Origin of the sequence: Streptomyces sp. NPDC127119 (genome assembly GCF_042677425.1) — a bacterium.
Classification (GTDB): domain Bacteria; phylum Actinomycetota; class Actinomycetes; order Streptomycetales; family Streptomycetaceae; genus Streptomyces.
Genome location: NZ_JBHXTO010000001.1, coordinates 1 through 15,846, shown reverse-complemented (window position 1 = coordinate 15,846; position 15,846 = coordinate 1). Strand labels below are relative to the sequence as shown.

Here is a 15,846-nt window from a genome sequence, read left to right as displayed (position 1 = left end):
GCAAAGACTGTGAAGGAGTCGCAGCAGCGATGGCCCGCCGCAGCACGAAGACCCCGCCTTCCGACGACTTCGAGGAGCGCATCCTCGACATCGACGTCGTCGACGAGATGCAGGGCTCTTTCCTTGAGTACGCGTACTCGGTCATCTACTCCCGAGCCCTGCCGGACGCCCGCGACGGCCTCAAGCCCGTGCACCGCCGCATCGTCTACCAGATGAACGAGATGGGGCTCCGCCCCGACCGCGGCTATGTGAAGTGCGCCCGCGTCGTCGGCGAGGTCATGGGTAAGCTCCACCCCCACGGCGACGCGTCGATCTACGACGCCCTGGTCCGCCTCGCCCAGCCCTTCTCCATGCGGCTGCCCCTGGTCGACGGCCACGGCAACTTCGGTTCGCTGGGCAACGACGACCCGCCGGCCGCCATGCGGTACACCGAGGCGAGGATGGCCGACGCCACCTCCCTCATGACGGAGTCGATCGAAGAGAACACGGTCGACTTCGCCCCGAACTACGACGGCCAGGAGCAGGAGCCGTCGGTCCTCCCGGCCGCGTATCCGAACCTCCTGGTCAACGGCGCGTCGGGCATCGCGGTCGGCATGGCGACGAACATGGCGCCGCACAACCTCGGCGAGGTCATCGCCGCCGCCCGCCATCTGATCCGCCACCCCGCGGCCGATCTCGAAACGCTCATGAAGTACGTCCCGGGCCCCGACCTGCCCACCGGCGGCCGCATCGTCGGCCTGTCCGGCATCAGGGACGCGTACGAATCGGGTCGCGGCACCTTCAAGATCCGCGCGACGGTGTCCGTGGAGAACGTGACGGCGCGCCGCAAGGGCCTCGTCGTCACCGAACTGCCCTTCACCGTCGGCCCGGAGAAGGTGATCGCGAAGATCAAGGACCTGGTCGGCTCGAAGAAGCTGCAGGGCATCGCCGACGTCAAGGACCTCACCGACCGCTCGCACGGCCTGCGCCTGGTCATCGAGGTCAAGAACGGCTTCGTACCGGAAGCGGTCCTGGAGCAGCTCTACAAGCTGACGCCGATGGAGGAGTCCTTCGGCATCAACAACGTGGCCCTGGTGGACGGCCAGCCGCTCACGCTCGGCCTCAAGGAACTGCTGGAGGTGTACCTCGACCACCGCTTCGAGGTCGTGCGCCGCCGCAGCGAGTTCCGCCGCACCAAGAAGCGCGACCGGCTGCACCTGGTCGAGGGCCTGCTCGTCGCCCTGCTGGACATCGACGAGGTCATCCGCCTCATCCGCTCCAGTGAGAACTCGGCCCAGGCCAAGCAGCGCCTGATCGAGCACTTCTCACTGAGCGAGATCCAGACGCAGTACATCCTGGACACGCCGCTGCGCCGGCTGACGAAGTTCGACCGCATCGAGCTGGAGACCGAGCGCGACCGCCTCAACGGCGAGATCGACGAGCTGACCGGCATCCTGGACTCGGACGCCGAGCTGCGCAAGCTGGTGTCGGCCGAACTGGCCGCGGTGGCCAAGAAGTTCGGCACCGACCGGCGTACGGTGCTGCTGGAGTCGGCCGGTTCCGCCACCACGGCCGTTCCGCTGCAGGTGGCGGACGACCCGTGCCGGGTACTCCTGTCGTCGACGGCACTGCTCGCGCGTACCGCCAACGGTGACCCCTTCGGGGAGAGCGAGGGCAGGCGCGTCAAGCACGATCTGATCATCTCCGCCGTCCCGGCGACGGCCCAGGGCGAGATCGGCGCGGTCACGTCCAGCGGACGGCTCCTGCGGCTCAACGTCATCGACCTCCCGCAGCTGCCCGAGACCGCCTCGGCGCCCAACCTCTCCGGAGGCGCGCCGATCTCGGAGTTCCTGGCCCTGGAGGGCGACGAGCAGGTGGTCTGCCTGATGACGCTCGACGAGTCGTCGCCCGGCCTGGCCATCGGCACCCAGCAGGGTGTGGTCAAGCGCGTGGTCCCGGACTACCCGTCGAACAAGGAGGAGCTGGAGGTCATCACCCTCAAGGACGGTGACCGGATCGTCGGCGGGGCCGAGTTGCGCACCGGCGAGGAGGACCTGATCTTCATCACCGACGACGCGCAGCTGCTGCGCTACCAGGCGTCCCAGGTCCGCCCGCAGGGCCGGCCGGCGGGCGGCATGACGGGTGTGAAGCTCACGGACGGGGCCAAGGTGATCTCGTTCACGGCGGTCGACCCGGCCGTGGACGCGGTGGTCTTCACCGTGGCGGGTTCGCGGGGCACGCTGGACGACTCGGTCCAGACGACGGCCAAGCTGACCCCCTTCGACCAGTACCCGCGCAAGGGCCGCGCCACAGGTGGCGTGCGCTGCCAGCGGTTCCTGAAGGGCGAGGACTGCCTGAGCCTGGCCTGGGCGGGCCCCGCCCCCGCACGGGCCGCGCAGAAGGACGGAACGCCCGCTGAGCTGCCGGAGATGGACCCGCGCCGCGACGGCTCGGGAGTCTCCCTGGCGAAGACGGTCTCGGTGGTGGCGGGCCCGGTCTAGCCACCGCCGCCCGGCAGGTCGTCCCACCCAGTCTCTGCCTCCTGCTCCTGTACGTACCGCAGGACGCCCCACATGCTGCGCTCGTCGGCGTGTGGGGCGTCGTCCTTGCAGGCCTCCAGTTCCTTGCCGAGCGCGACGGCGTCGATGCCGGACCCGATGAGCACGAGCTGGGTCAGCCGCTCGCCCGGAGCCCAGGGTTCCGGGTAGAAACGCAGGAACCGCCCCACCGCGTGCACGGCGTACCGGTTACGTGGATCGGCGGCGCCGAAGTCGACGTACCCCTTGATCCGGTACAGACCGTCGGGCCTGCTGTCGAGGAAGTCCATCAACCGCCGGGGTCCGAGGGGTACTTCGGAGGTGAAGGAGACGGACTCGTAGGCCGAGTGCAGATGTCCGGGATGCGCGTCGGCGCCACCGTCACCACGGTCACGGTCCTCGTGCCGGTGCAGGTCGTCGAAGGACAGCTGGCCGATACGCTCCTCGGTCGGCCGGCAGTCGAAGAGGAACTCGGGGTCGATCCTCCCGTACGACGCGGATACGACGGCGGCACCGTCGGCGAGCGTACGCACCAGCCCCGTCACACGGTCGGGATCCGGCGCGCGGTCCGCCTTGTTGACGACGACCAGGTCGGCGATGGCGAGGTGCCGGTCGATCTCGGGATGCTTCTCACGGGTGGCGTCGAACTCGACGGCGTCGACGACCTCCACCAGTCCGCCGTAGACGATGTGCGGGTTCTCGCTGGCCAGGAGCATCTTCACCAGCTCCTGGGGCTCGGCGAGACCGCTCGCCTCGATGACGATCACGTCCATCCGGGACGAGGGCCGGGCGAGCCGGTCCAGATACAGATCGAGTTCACTGGCGTCGACGGCACAGCACAGACACCCGTTGCCCAGCGAGACGGTGGAGTCGCCGAGCGCGCCGGCCACGGCCATGGCATCGATCTCGATGGCCCCGAAATCATTGACGATGGCACCGATACGACTGCCTCCGCTTCGATGCAGGAGGTGGTTGAGCAGTGTGGTCTTCCCGGAGCCGAGGAACCCGGCGAGGACGAGGACCGGGATCTGCTGGGGGCTCGCCTGACTCGACACGCGACCTCTCTCACACCAGTTGCGTGCTCCGGCTCGCAAACCGGCTCTCACGACGGGGGACGAATGCCCGCCAAGGATACGAGCCGTCCCGGAAAGCGCCCGAAGTGAACGATTGTTAGCGGCGCTCGCGGGGCACACGTTGGGCAAGGCGCCGAGTTGCGCGACCCGCGCTTACCTCCGTGCGCCGCCTCTCCGCCTCCCAGCCGATCAGACCGCTCGACACGCTGGGAGACGGCAAGCGCCGCCCAACGCTTCGCCGGTCCGCTCCCTGTCGACCCGCACCCGACGACCGGCGGACGGTCGCCTGATTCGGGGGTTGACATGGCCACACGGAAATTGCAGATCCGGGGGTTGAGCACCGCCTCTGTGGCGGGACTCGCGTTCACAGCAGGAACTCTCGCAGTCCTCACCTTCCAGCAGCGTCAGTACAACAGGATGAGACTGCGGGTGGAGCAGCAGCGCGTGCACCTCCAGTTGCTGAGCAAGGCGATGGACAACCCAGAACTGGCCGTCGTGATGAGCACCGTCGATCTCAGCGCAGCGCCGGTCGCCGAACGCCCCAGGCTGCGACGCCAGTATCTCTTCGCCAACGCGCTGTACACGAACGCTCTGCACACCTTCTACGCCGGAGGCGTCAACTGGCAGGAGCTGCACGGACACCTTCGGGTGCTCTGCCAGAGCAGTGTGTTCCGCGATTTCTGGGAGGCCACCCGACACCATCGCGCCAGCCTCGACGACTCGTCCGAGGAGGCTCGCGTAGGGAAAATGGTGGACGGGCTTGTCCGCGATCTGACCGAGGCAGACACGGAAGAGTGGTGGGTCGTGGGTGAACCACCTTCAATATAGGGCCAGTTGGGCTAGTACCCTCGGTGACCCGGGTTCGTCCCCGGGGCACCGACGGACTACATTTGCCCCGCTCTTCTGTCTATTCTCCTGAGGACCGGGATCCCCTTTGAAAATCGTGCGTCGCATCGGCGCGTCTCCTCGTGAACGAGGCAGCGTGTCCGGCGAGACCTGCCCCGACATCTTCGAACTCAGCGATGGAAATTTCGCTGTCATCGGCACAGAGGCCACAGCGGCGCTCGACACCGAGCTTCCCGCCGACGCCGCGCGTGCCGACTACGAACGCATCGTCGTGGTGAGCCGGGAGACCTTGATTCGCGCCAAGGCCGATATCCCCGACGCCTGAACCCCGCGGACGGAAGACGAGTCCACCCCTGACTCGCTCCGTGATAGCCGTCGCCTCGCCGCACCCCCACCTCGGTGCAGGTAGAAGGCCGTCCCCGACCGGGCAGCACACCAACCGATCACTGCTCGACGACACACCGCAAGGCCCGGCGCCAGACCGGCGCTCCGGGCCTCATGCGCACCCAGCGCGGCAGTAGCCGAAGCGGTCAGGCGACCGCAGGCACTCCGACCGGCGCCCCCGGCCCCACATACCGCGCCGCCGGCCGAATGATTTTCGGGTCCTCCGCCTGTTCCAGGATGTTCGCGCTCCAGCCGACCACACGTGCCGCCGCGAACGTCGGCGTGAACATCTCGCGCGGGAGGCCGCAGAGTTCCATGACGACGCCCGCGTAGAACTCCACGTTGGTGTGCAGCTCACGACCTGGTTTGAGCTCCGCCAGAATGGCCTCCACCTGGCGCTCGACCTCGACGGCGAAGTCCACCAGCGGGCCGCCGAAGCCCTGGGCGATCTCGCGGAGCATGCGCGAGCGGGGGTCCTCGGTGCGGTAGACGGGATGACCGAAGCCCATGATGCGGTCGCCCGCCAGAACCCGTTCACGGATCCAGGAGTCGATACGGTCGGGCGTCCCGATCGCGTCCAGGGTGTCCAGGGCCCGACTCGGCGCCCCACCGTGCAGCGGACCGGAAAGCGCCCCCACCGCCCCGCCGAGACAGGCCGCCACATCAGCCCCCGTCGACGCGATCACCCGAGCAGTGAATGTTGAAGCGTTGAATCCATGATCAATGGTTGAGATCAGGTACTGCTCGACGGCCCGCACGCGGCCAGGCTCCGGCTCGGAACCCGCCATCATGTAGAGGTAGTTGGCGGCATACGACAGGTCGTCACGCGGCTCGACCGGAGCAAGGCCCTGTCCGAGCCGGTGAAGCGCCGTCAACAGCGTCGGCACGGCCGCCGACGCGGCGAGCGCGTCCGCCCGGCGCTGCTCGCCGTCGAGGTCGTACACCGGCCGGAACCCACGCGCCGCACCGAACAGGGACAACGCCGTCCTCATCCCGGCGATCGCCCCGGCCCGCCCACTGGCCGCGGCGATCGCGGGCAGCGCCCCCCGCACCTCCTCGGGCAGCCGTCGCAGTTCCGCCGTGCGCGCGGCGAAGGCGGAACTCTGCGCCGCGTCCGGCAGTTCACCGTGCATCAGCAGATGCCAGACGTCCTCGAAGCCGCGGCTCCTCGCGAGTTCCACGGCCGAGTACTGGCGGTAGTGGTAGAACCCCTCAGCCCCTCTGACGTCACCCAGCACGGTATCGGTGACGACGACGCCCGCGAGTCCTCGCGGGACGTCGACAAAAGTGCCCGCGTCCCGACCGTTCGCGGCCCGGTTGATCGACATTGCTTGCCTCCCTGAACTTGATTTGACTGTCCATGCTTGACTTATTCATTGTCAATATTGATTGAATCAATACATGACCCACAGATACGGTGACGCCCATGACGGATCAAGAAGAAGCCCCGGCGCGCAAAGGCGAGGAGCGACGGATCAGCACCCGCCAAGCCGCCGAGCTGCTCGGCGTGAAACCGGAGACGGTGTACGCGTACGTGAGCCGTGGCCGACTCGGCAGCCAGATCAACCCCGGCGGCCGCGGCAGCACCTTCGACCCCCAGGAGGTGGAGGCTCTCGCGCGCCGCAACAGGCGTGAACCGGCGATGAGTTCACCGACCGCGGGCACGCTCTCCGTCCGCACCCGGATCACCTTGATCGACAAAGACCGCTACTACTTCCGCGGTGTCGACGCGACCGAGCTCGCCGCACGCCACTCCTACGAGGAGGTCGCGGAGTGGCTCTGGACAGGCGTCCTGCGTCCCGGCGCGACCTTCACGGCGCCCGGGGAATCCCTCACAGTGGCACGCCGCGCCGTCGACGCGCTGCCCGAGCACACGAGCCCCACGGACCGGCTCCGCGTGGCCGCCATCGCCGCGGCGGCAGCCGATCCACTGCGTTTCGACCTTTCGGAACAGTCCGTGCTGGGCACGGCCCGCACCTTGATCCCCACGCTCGTCGCCGCCCTGCCGCCCAAGAGGCACGATCAGCGGGACGACGGCCCGCTGGCCCATCGCCTGTGGGCCCGGCTCAGCGGACGCGAGGCCTCGGAAGCATCCCTGCGGGCCCTGGACACGGCTCTCGCGCTGCTCGTCGACCACGACCTGGCGGCCTCGACACTGGCGGTCCGGGTGGCGGCCTCGGCCCGCGCGCATCCGTACGCAGCCGTCTCGGCGGGCCTGGGCGTACTAGAAGGCCCCCTCCACGGGGCAGCCAGTGGCCTTGCACACCGGATGCTCCTGGATGTCCTCGACCGCGGCACAGCTGCCCCCGTGATCGCCGACGAACTGCGCGCGGGGCGCCGCGTCCCGGGCCTCGGCCACCGCCTCTATGCGGGCGAGGACCCACGCGCGCGGGCACTGTTCGCCCTCCTGGAGGACATCCCCGACGCCGCGCCCGCGCTGGCCGCGGCCCATGACGTCGTGACCACGACCGCTCGCCACGTCCCGCTGCACGCCAACGTCGACCTGGCCCTCGCCGTCCTCACGGCCTCGTCCGGCATGCCGGCCTCGGCAGGCGAGACGATCTTCGCCGTGGCCCGCACCGCCGGCTGGATCGCCCACACCCTGGAGGAGTACGGCGAGGCACCACTGCGTATGCGCCCGAGCGGACACTACGTAGGAGAACGGCCGCCCCAACCACTTCCGGAGCAGTGACACCACCGGCCCCACCAGTCACCAGGAGCCAAGTCAGGTTAGGCTCACCTCTGTGAGTACGTGCGCGAAGGTCTCACGAGACCTGGAGGAGCCCCTCGCGGGGACCGCCGCCACGGCGAGGACGTGGCTGCTGGTCGAACAGCCCGGCCCCTGGGGCGCCGAAGCGCTGACGTCGAGCCATCTGGATCCCGCCCTGGGCCGGGCCCTGCAGCGGGCCGTCGAAGGCACCGGCGTCCGCGTCGCCCTCATCCGCCGCCCGGGACGCCACGCGGACTGTCACACGGCCGCCGAGCGTCACGTGTACGCGGCCCACACCACTCCGGGAAACGTATGGCTGCACAGCGCCAGCACATCGGACCCCGAGCAACTGCTCAAACTTGATTTCGCCGAGCTGGGCAGGGGCCTGTCCGGCACCTTCGACTCCGGGCTCGACGGCCGCCCCCACGACGGGGACCCGCTCGCCCTCGTATGCACCAACGGCAAGCGCGACCGGTGCTGTGCCCTGCTCGGCCGTCCCCTCGCCGCCGAACTCGCCGCCTCCGGAGTGGCCGGAGCCTGGGAGGTCACGCACCTGGGGGGCCACCGCTTCTCACCCACGCTCCTCGTCCTGCCGTTCGGTTACGCGTACGGGCGCGCCGAGGCCCATGCCGTGAAGGAGGTCCTCCAGGGCGTACGCGAAGGGCGTGTCGTCACCGAGGGGTGTCGCGGCAGCTCCGCCTGGGAGCGCCCCGGCCAGGCCGCCGAACTGGCAGTACGTACAGCCGTGCGCGAGGATGCGGCGGGCGCGCTGAGCGTGGTCCGTACCGAGGGCGAGGCACCTCACTGGGAGGTGACGGTCGCCCACACCGACGGCCGCAACTGGCTCGTCGCGGTCAGCCAGGGTGCCTCGTCGCCGCCCCGTGCGGAGAGCTGCGGCTCGGCTCTCGGTTCCCCGGCCCGCATGGACGTGACGGCGGTACGTGAGCTGTCGCCTACGACCGCCATGAGCCCCGCGACCCGTTGACCTGCTGATGCGCCGGCCCGCCGACCCACCGGCCTGTTGACCCGCCGACCCGCCTGACCACGGCATCCGAACGAGATCCACGCCACTTCGTCCCCAGCCCGGCCCACCCTTCCCCGTACCGTCATGGGTATGAGCCCCACTCCCCCTGCTCGACGACTCCGCCTCGGCATGCCGAGGCGGATGTTCTCGCAGGTGCTGCTGATGCAGGTGGCGATCGCCGCCGGAGTCGCCGTACTCGCGACGGGTCTGTTCCTCGCCCCTCTCAGCGACCAGCTGGACGACCAGGCGATGCGTCGCGCGCTCGCGATCGCGCAGACCACGGCGGCACAGCCGCAGCTCGCCGACGAGCTGACGTCGACGCGTCCCTCGACGGACGGACCCGTCCAGGCCGAGGCGGAACGTATCCGCAAGGCGAGCGGAGCCGAGTATGTCGTCGTCATGGACATGCGCGGCGTGCGCTGGTCGCACACCAACCCCGCCGAGATCGGGGGACGCGTCTCCACCGACCCCCAGCAGGCGCTGGCGGGCCAGGAGGTCATGCAGATCGACGACGGCACGCTGGGCCGCTCGGCACGCGGCAAGGTGCCGCTGCGGGACGCCGGCGGGGACATCGTCGGCGCGGTCTCGGTCGGTATCGAGTACGACAGCGTGCGGGCCCGCCTCATCCACGCCATCCCGGGGCTCTTCGCCTACGCGGGCGGGGCGATGGCGGTGGGCGCGCTGGCCGCGTACCTGATCTCACGGCGGGTGCAGCGGCAGACCCGTGACCTGGCCTTCTCGGACATCGCCGGACTTCTGGCGGAACGTGAGGCCATGCTGCACGGCATCAGGGAGGGTGTCGTCGCGCTGGACCGCGAGGGCAGGATCCGGCTCCTCAACGACGAGGCCCGGCGCCTGCTCGGCCTCGGCGACGAAGCCGTGGGGCAGCCTCTGGACACGGCCCTCGGCGAGGGACGTACGACCGATGTGCTGGCCGGGAGTGTCAGCGGAACCGATCTGCTCACCGTCCGCGGGCAGCGGGTCCTGGTCGCCAACCGCATGCCCACCGACGACGGCGGCGCCGTCGCCACGCTGCGGGACCGCACGGAACTGGAGCAGCTGGGCCGCGAGCTGGACTCCACGCGCGGTCTGATCGACGCCCTGCGCGCCCAGGACCACGAGCACGCCAACCGGATGCACACCCTGCTCGGGCTGCTGGAACTGGAGATGTTCGACGACGCCGTGGAGTTCGTCGGCGAGGTGGTCGGCGACCACAGGGCCACCGCGGAACAGATCACCGAGAAGATCCACGACCCGCTGCTCGCCGCTCTTCTGGTGGGCAAGGCCACCGTCGCGGCGGAGCGCGCCGTGGCCCTGACGGTCTCCGACAGGACACTGTTTCCCGACCGGCTGATCGATGCCCGGGGGCTGGTCACGATCGTCGGGAACCTCGTCGACAACGCGCTCGACGCCGTCGCGGGCACCTTCCACGCACGCGTGGAGGTCGAATTGCGCGCGGAGGGACGTACGGCCGTGCTCAAGGTGCGGGACACCGGGCCGGGGGTCCCCGCCGGGCAACGTGAGTTGATCTTCACGGACGGCTGGTCCACCAAGGAACCGCCGGCCCACCGGGAGCGCGGGATCGGCCTGTCGCTGGTGCGCCGGCTCGCCGAACGGCAGGGTGGCAGCGCACAGGTCGCGCAGGCGGAGGGCGGAGGCGCGGAATTCACGATCGTGCTGCCGGAAGCCCTCGCGGAACCGGCACCGCCATCCGGGCCGGAACCCGGCTCCGTACCGGAGAGATCCGCCACGACCACCAAGGAGGAGCCGCGATGATCGAGGTACTGGTCGTGGACGACGACGTCCGGGTCGCCCGGGTCAACGCCGCCTACGTCGAGAAGGTCGCGGGTTTCCATGTCGCGGCCGAGGCGCATTCCGCGGCGGAGGCCCTGCGGCAGCTGGAGGCGCTGCCCCGGCTGGATCTGGTGCTGCTCGACCACTACCTGCCCGACGAGACGGGTCTGGCGGTCGTCCAGGAGATGCGGAGGCGGGGCCTCCAGGCCGACGTGATCATGGTGACGGCGGCCCGTGACATCACCACGGTCCAGGCGGCGATGCGGCAGGGCGCTCTGCAGTACCTGGTGAAGCCGTTCGCCTTCGCCGGGCTCCGCGCGAAGCTTGAGGCGTACGCCGAACTGCGTCGCACCCTCGACGGCGGCGGCGAGGCCGAGCAGGCAGAGGTCGACAAGATCTTCGGCGCCCTCTCCACGGGCACGGAACCGGACCTGCCCAAAGGGCACTCCCCCACCACCGCGGAGGCGGTGCGCCAGGCTCTGGTGACCGCGGAAAGCCCCCTGTCCGCCCAGGAGATCGCCGACCGGACGGGCCTCAGCCGGCAGACCGCCCAACGCTATCTGAAGCTGCTGGAGCGCACCGGCCGGGCCACCCTGAGCCTGAAGTACGGCGACGCGGGCCGCCCCGAACACCGCTATGTCTGGGCGACCCGAACCTGAGGAGAACCCCCACGGCGTCTCAGACCGCCCCCGCCCCCGTGAGCGCCCGCACCTCCGTCTCCGCGTGTTTGGCCTCGTCCGGCGCCTCCGTCGACGTGATCGTGCCGAGCCAGCCCGCGAAGAAGCCCAACGGAATGGACACCAGGCCCGGATTGTCCAGCGGGAAGTACTGGAGGTCGACGCCCGGGAACAGCGAACCGGGACTGCCCGACACCACGGGCGACAGCACCACGAGCACCAGGGCGGGCACCAGGCCCCCGTACACGGACCACACCGCGCCGCGCGTCGTGAAGTTCCGCCAGAACAGCGAGTACAGCAGGACGGGCAGGTTCGCCGACGCGGCGACCGCGAAGGCCAGTCCCACCAGGAACGCCACATTGAGGTCGCGCGCCAGCAGACCGAGCGCGATGGCCACGACGCCGACCCCGACCGCGGCGACGCGCGCCACGGCGACCTCGCTGCGCGGCTTGGCGCGCCGTCGCCGTAGCGACGCATAGAGGTCGTGTGCCACGGAAGCCGAGGAGGCGAGCGTGATGCCGGCGACCACCGCGAGGATCGTGGCGAAGGCGATCGCCGCGACGATCGCAAAAAGAACCGTTCCTCCAGTGGACGCGGCTCCGCCGCCCAGATCGAGCGCCAGTAGCGGAACCGCCGTGTTCCCGGCCGCGTTCGATCCGCGTACGGCCTCGGGGCCGACGATCGCCGCCGCACCGAACCCCAGCACGATCGTCATCAGGTAGAACCCGCCGATCAGCCCGATCGACCAGACGACGGAGCGACGGGCGGCACGGGCGGTCGGCACGGTGTAGAAGCGCGACAGGATGTGCGGCAGGCCCGCCGTGCCGAGCACCAGGGCCAGTCCCAGGCTGATGAAGTCGAGGCGCGCCGTCCAGTCACCGCCGTACTTCAGGCCCGGCGCCAGGAACGACTTCCCGTGCCCGCTCCGATCCGCCGCCGTACGCAGCAACTGGTCGAAGTCCCCGTGGAACCGCACCAGGACGAGCACGGTCAACGCGATCGCCCCGCCCATGAGCAGGACCGCCTTGACGATCTGGATCCATGTGGTGGCCCGCATCCCGCCGAACGACACGTACACGACCATGAGCGCGCCGACGCCGATGACCGTCCAGGTCTGTGCCGCCTCGCTCGTGCCTCCCAGCAGCAGCGCGACCAGGCTGCCCGCTCCCACCATCTGGGCGACCAGGTACAGGATCGACACGGTCACGGAGGACGTTCCCGCCGCGATACGGACCGGCCGCTCACTCATCCGGGCGGCGACGACGTCGGCGAGCGTGAACCGCCCGCAGTTGCGCACCAGTTCGGCGACCAGGAAGAGGACGACCAGCCACGCGACCAGGAAGCCCACCGAGTACAGCAGCCCGTCGTAGCCGAAGAGCGCGATCAGACCCGAGATACCGAGGAAGGAGGCGGCGGACATGTAGTCGCCCGCGATGGCAAAACCATTCTCCATCGGCGAGAAGAGCCGGCCGCCCGCGTAGAACTCCTCCGCCGAACCGTGCCGGTGACGGCTCACCCAGGTCGTGATCCCCAGAGTGATCGCGACGAACACACTGAAGAGCAGCAGGGCCAGCGTCTGATGGTTCCCCGTCACCTCCCACCGCCCGCGACGCTGCGCGTCAGCTCCTGTGTGTCCCAGCGCAGGTCGAGCGCGGCCCAGTCCCTGCGCAGCCGCGCGTGCCGCGCGTACGCCCAGGTGAAGAGGAACGTCGTGAGGAACTGCCCGAGCCCCGCGACCATCGCCACGTTCACCGCGCCGACGACGGGCCGTGCCATGAAGGCCGGCGCCGTGGTGGCCGTCACGACATACGCCACGTACCAGGTGAAGAACACCGCGACGGCGGGAATCACGAACCGCCGATACCGGCTGCGCACCTCCTGGAAGGCGGCACTGCGCTGCACCTCCAGATAGACGTCGGCGGCGCGCGCGCTGAGGTCCTCCCGCTCCCCGCGCGCGGGCGGCACAACGGGAGCGGGCGCACCCGTACCGTCCAACTCGCCCCACCCGGAGGCGAGCGCGTCGTACCAGGGGTCGTCGATCCGGACCTGTCCGGGGTCGGGACCGTCGTGCTTCTCCACCGAACTCTCCTTGTCCGCCGCCCGTTTCGGCCGCGTGCCCAAGGATGGACAGAACGGGAAGATCCCTGACTCTTCTCTCCCCGCACTTCACCCCATCAGGTGACTCACCCCCCTGGTGGCCGCACAAGTCCTTTCCCGAAGGCGTAACGGACGGCTTGAGCACGACCCTTGAGTCCCGTCTTGGCGAAGAGGTTGTTGATGTGGGTCTTCACCGTGGCCGTGGACACTTGCAGCCTGCGGGCGATCTCCTGGTTGCTCAGACCCTCGGCGATCAGCACCAGCACCTCCTTCTCCCGCAGGGTCAGCCCGTCCGGAGTCTCCTGCGCGGGCACGACGGCCTCCGGTTCCGACAGTCGCTCCAGCAAACGCCGCTGGATGACCGGCGAGAGTCCCGCGCCCCCGGACAGCACGCTCCGCACGGCTCTGACGATCTCGTCGCCGCTCGCGTCCTTGGTGAGATAGCCGCGGGCACCCGCCCGCAGAGCGGGAAACAGCGACTCGTCGTCCCCGAACGTGGTGAGCACGACGACCTGGGTCCTCGGGTGCTCGGACCTGATGCGTCTGGTCGCCTCGGCTCCGTCGCAGCGGGGCATCCGCAAATCCATCAGCACCACGTCCGGGTCCAGCTCGGCCACCAGCCGTACCGCCTCGTACCCGTCGGCGGCCGCACCGACGACCTCGATCCCTGGCAGCAGACCGAGCAGCATCACGATGCCCTCCCGCACCACCGTCTGGTCGTCCGCCACCACGACACGGGCCGGCGCGGCACCGTGCTCCTCCGTCATACGGGCACCTTCAGCGTCACCACGAACCCCTCCTCGTACGGCCCGGCCTCCAGCGAGCCGCCCAGCAGCTCGGCCCGCTCCCGCATTCCGAGCAGACCGTATCCGGCGCCGGTGTGGGTGAATTCCCCCGGCGGCGCGCCCGAGTCCCGTACGCGCAGGGTCACTTCGTGCGGCCCGTACTCCATCCGTATGCGGACCTTGGCGCCCGGCGCATGCTTCCGGACGTTCGTCAGCGCCTCCTGGGCGACTCTGCGGACCGCTTGGGACACCTCGGCCGGCAGCAGTCGCTTTTCACCCGTGACAGTGACGTCGGCGCTGTCGGACTCGGCGACGAGCTCGCTCAGGAACTCCTCCAGCGGAGACAGCTCACCGCGCAGGGCGGAAAGCGCCTGCCTGGTCTCGGCGAGCCCTTCACGGGCCATTCTTCGCGCGTCCACGACACGGTCGAGGACCTGGTCCTTCTCTCCTCCTCCCTCGATCAGCAGCCGGGCCGCCTCCAGGTGCACGAGCTGGGCGGAGAGACTGTGCGCCAGTACGTCGTGGATCTCCCGCGCGATCCGGGCCCGCTCCGCCAGTGCCGCGGACTCCGCCTCGGCCGCCCGCGCCGCACGCTCCTGGGTGAGCAACCGCTGGGTGCTGCCCCGGGCCTCGGCGTCCAGCCGGAGCACGTAGCCGGCCAGGGCGATCCCTCCTGTCGTGGCCACGGTGGGCAGCAGGCCGTCGTGATTGACGACCGCGTACGCCCCCAGCGCCGCGCAGGTGGCGGGGAGTGCGGCCAGCAGGGGCAACCGCTCCATCGCGATGACGCCGCATACGCACCACAGGACGAGTGCGGGCGTCCGGAGCCCGACACCGTGCGCCACCACGGCGGCGGCGAACAGCAGGGCCAGCAGCCCGAGGGAGGGCAGGAGCCGGTGGTCGAGCGTGGTCCTCGTGAAGCCCCAGACGCCGAATCCGCACGCGAGGACTCCCAGGACGGCTGCCGCGACACCCCAGCCGTGCAGGTCGCTGTCCTTGAAGGCCGCCACCAGGAGAATCCCGACGGCGAGGATGCGCGAGGCCAGCGTGAGCGCGTGCCGGGCCCTGTGCACCCCCGCTCCGGAGAGCGCCTCGCGGGAGGGCCAGCGCTGCCAGACGTTCTCCGTCACACGTGCTCCTTCCGCAAGGTGCGCGGCCCGTCCGCACCGTAGGCCGCGCTCCGCCCGGTCGCCGGACGCAGTCCCTGCGCCCGCCAGGCCAGGATGCCGGAGCGGACGAGCAGCGTCAGAGCGAGCCCGAGAAGGAGCGCCGAGGTGTTCTGGTGGAGGCCGAACGCGGCGCCGAGGCCGACCAGGCCCGTGCGCAGGGCTATGCCGGTGATCCAGACGCCGACGCCGGCTTTGGTGCCCTTGCTCCACACCTCTCCGTCCGGCATGGCCCAGATGCGGGTGGTCCATGCCCAGCCGAGGCCGGTGACCAGGGCGACGAGGAGTTCGACGCCGAGCAGGAGAGCGGATGCGGTCCGATGGCCTGGATCCAGCAGGCCGGGCTCGCGCACGGCGAGAAAGACGAGCACCCCGGGCACGACCCACCAGCGCCTGTCCGCGTCCAACTGCCGGGGGCGGAACTGGCGGGCGATCACCAGGACGACTACGGCGACAATCGCCAGGACATCGACAAGCCCGGACATCACGGCCTCCGTGAGCGAGGAAGGAAGGCGCCGGCAGCGAGTGCTGCCGACGCCTTCGACGCTACGGAAACGCGCCGGTCCGCGGATCGGAGCAGGGGTGGATCGTGGGTGGATCCCGGCGACCGCTGATCTCCACCCACGGGTGGAGGCAATGCCCTGCGCGCTTCCCCGCGCCCTCACAGAGCTGTGCGGTGCCTCCGGGGCCGGGCGCGGTGGACGCCCGCCCCCTCCGCCCCCCGAGGCGGCGGTGGGACCCCGCACGCGGCGAGGAGGGAGGGGGGCAGCCGGG

14 protein-coding genes are annotated in these 15,846 nt (G+C 70.1%); 7 read left to right on the top strand and 7 right to left on the bottom strand.

The window, feature by feature from the left end:
* The first annotated feature begins 29 nt into the window (after positions 1-29).
* Positions 30-2,480 (top strand): DNA topoisomerase (ATP-hydrolyzing) subunit A, encoded by a 2,451-nt coding sequence (locus ACFVH5_RS00070; protein ID WP_385830749.1) that lies wholly within the window; start codon positions 30-32, stop codon positions 2,478-2,480.
* On the opposite strand, the gene ACFVH5_RS00065 is transcribed toward ACFVH5_RS00070, so the two are convergent.
* Complete coding sequence (locus tag ACFVH5_RS00065) at positions 2,477-3,571, bottom strand: CobW family GTP-binding protein (protein ID WP_385830747.1); 1,095 nt, start codon at positions 3,569-3,571, stop codon at positions 2,477-2,479. The two genes, ACFVH5_RS00070 and ACFVH5_RS00065, sit on opposite strands and share 4 nt — an antisense overlap.
* A 321-nt stretch (positions 3,572-3,892) precedes the next feature.
* On the opposite strand from ACFVH5_RS00065, the gene ACFVH5_RS00060 reads away from it, so the two are divergent.
* On the top strand, positions 3,893-4,417 hold the full coding sequence (locus ACFVH5_RS00060) for a DUF6082 family protein (RefSeq protein ID WP_385830745.1): 525 nt from the start codon (positions 3,893-3,895) through the stop codon (positions 4,415-4,417).
* 106 nt (positions 4,418-4,523) lie between these two features.
* Positions 4,524-4,760 (top strand): hypothetical protein, encoded by a 237-nt coding sequence (locus ACFVH5_RS00055; protein WP_385830743.1) that lies wholly within the window; start codon positions 4,524-4,526, stop codon positions 4,758-4,760.
* A gap of 205 nt (positions 4,761-4,965) precedes the next feature.
* Here the strand turns inward: ACFVH5_RS00055 and ACFVH5_RS00050 are convergent, their stop codons facing one another.
* Positions 4,966-6,147 (bottom strand): citrate synthase/methylcitrate synthase, encoded by a 1,182-nt coding sequence (locus tag ACFVH5_RS00050; RefSeq protein WP_385830741.1) that lies wholly within the window; start codon positions 6,145-6,147, stop codon positions 4,966-4,968.
* Between the two features lie 98 nt (positions 6,148-6,245).
* Here ACFVH5_RS00050 and ACFVH5_RS00045 point away from each other — a divergent pair, with 98 nt between their 5' ends.
* From ACFVH5_RS00045 to ACFVH5_RS00030, 4 genes are all read left to right on the top strand, one after another.
* Entirely contained in the window at positions 6,246-7,511 is a 1,266-nt protein-coding gene (locus tag ACFVH5_RS00045; RefSeq protein WP_385830739.1) for a citrate/2-methylcitrate synthase, read from the top strand.
* 52 nt (positions 7,512-7,563) lie between these two features.
* On the top strand, positions 7,564-8,514 hold the full coding sequence (locus ACFVH5_RS00040) for a sucrase ferredoxin (protein WP_385830737.1): 951 nt from the start codon (positions 7,564-7,566) through the stop codon (positions 8,512-8,514).
* 129 nt (positions 8,515-8,643) lie between these two features.
* Entirely contained in the window at positions 8,644-10,329 is a 1,686-nt protein-coding gene (locus ACFVH5_RS00035; RefSeq protein ID WP_385830735.1) for an ATP-binding protein, read from the top strand.
* Complete coding sequence (locus ACFVH5_RS00030; protein WP_385830732.1) at positions 10,326-11,006, top strand: response regulator; 681 nt, start codon at positions 10,326-10,328, stop codon at positions 11,004-11,006. Before ACFVH5_RS00035 ends, ACFVH5_RS00030 begins: the two co-directional genes overlap by 4 nt.
* Before the next feature lie 19 nt (positions 11,007-11,025).
* Here the strand turns inward: ACFVH5_RS00030 and ACFVH5_RS00025 are convergent, their stop codons facing one another.
* The 5 genes from ACFVH5_RS00025 to ACFVH5_RS00005 all read right to left on the bottom strand — a co-directional run bounded on the left by ACFVH5_RS00025 (position 11,026) and on the right by ACFVH5_RS00005 (position 15,557).
* Positions 11,026-12,618, bottom strand: coding sequence for a cation acetate symporter (locus ACFVH5_RS00025; protein ID WP_385830730.1), 1,593 nt, complete (start codon positions 12,616-12,618; stop codon positions 11,026-11,028).
* Entirely contained in the window at positions 12,615-13,103 is a 489-nt protein-coding gene (locus ACFVH5_RS00020) for a DUF485 domain-containing protein (protein WP_385830729.1), read from the bottom strand. Before ACFVH5_RS00020 ends, ACFVH5_RS00025 begins: the two co-directional genes overlap by 4 nt.
* Positions 13,104-13,207: 104 nt before the next feature.
* Positions 13,208-13,888 (bottom strand): response regulator, encoded by a 681-nt coding sequence (locus ACFVH5_RS00015; protein WP_385830727.1) that lies wholly within the window; start codon positions 13,886-13,888, stop codon positions 13,208-13,210.
* Complete coding sequence (locus ACFVH5_RS00010) at positions 13,885-15,036, bottom strand: sensor histidine kinase (RefSeq protein WP_385830725.1); 1,152 nt, start codon at positions 15,034-15,036, stop codon at positions 13,885-13,887. The genes ACFVH5_RS00015 and ACFVH5_RS00010 overlap by 4 nt, the downstream gene beginning before the upstream one ends.
* The gene (locus ACFVH5_RS00005) at positions 15,033-15,557 is read right to left on the bottom strand and encodes a DUF1453 domain-containing protein (RefSeq protein WP_385830723.1); all 525 of its coding nucleotides are present in this window, start codon (positions 15,555-15,557) and stop codon (positions 15,033-15,035) included. The genes ACFVH5_RS00010 and ACFVH5_RS00005 overlap by 4 nt, the downstream gene beginning before the upstream one ends.
* Between the last annotated feature and the right edge of the window lie 289 nt (positions 15,558-15,846).